The following is a 915-nucleotide window of genomic DNA, read 5'->3' on the forward strand; positions in this document are numbered from 1 at the left end:
GCACAACCGGCCATGCCACCCATAAAGCCAGAAGCAATATTCGCAATCCCTTGTCCCTTACATTCCTGATATTTATCACTTGGCGTATCAGTCATTTCATCCACGATAGTTGCTGTCATCATCGATTCAAGTAAACCTACAGCCGCCAGTGCGACTGAATAAGGCAAAATAATCATCAATGTTTCAATATTCAAAGGAATATCTGGAATCAAGAACATTGGAAGTGTGTCAGGTAAAGACCCCATATCGCCCACGGTCCGGACATCAATTCCTAAAGCGATTGCCAATAATGTGATTGCAATGATGCAGACTAGTGGAGAAGGGAGTAATTTTCCTAATTTGGGAACCAGAGGGAATAGATAAATAATTGCTAAACCTAAAGCAACAAAAGCATATACATGCCAGGTCACATTAATCAGTTCAGGCAATTGAGCCATGAAAATTAAGATCGCTAACGCATTTACGAATCCAATAACCACAGATTTAGATACAAACCGCATTAACTTGGCGAGCTTTAAATAGCCTGCCAATATTTGAATCACGCCTGTCAAAATTGTTGCTGCCAGCAGATATTCAAGCCCATGCTCTTTGACCAATGTGACCATAAGCAGCGCCATTGCGCCAGTGGCTGCTGAAATCATGGCAGGACGACCACCTACGAAAGAAATCACGACGGCAATACAGAAGGATGCGTATAGACCAACTTTAGGATCTACACCTGCAATAATTGAAAATGCGATGGCTTCAGGGATGAGTGCAAGACCGACGACTAATCCGGCAAGTACATCCCCACGGATGTTAGAGAACCACTGTTCTCGGACATTAGATAACATAAACATAGCCTGTTTTTTAATTTTTCAGATAGGCTAGTGATGTGATATATACAACACACAAGCGACTACACCACATCACTAG

General features: G+C 42.3%; 1 protein-coding gene. It reads right to left on the bottom strand.

Annotated features, from left to right (window positions below; all coding sequences use genetic code 11):
- On the bottom strand, positions 1–833 hold an 833-nt coding region (locus MTX11_RS16540), incomplete at its 3' end, for a SulP family inorganic anion transporter (RefSeq protein WP_243475621.1).
- Positions 834–915 lie beyond the last annotated feature (82 nt).

The sequence above is a fragment of the Acinetobacter lwoffii genome, from assembly GCF_022809915.1.
Taxonomy (GTDB): domain Bacteria; phylum Pseudomonadota; class Gammaproteobacteria; order Pseudomonadales; family Moraxellaceae; genus Acinetobacter; species Acinetobacter lwoffii_M.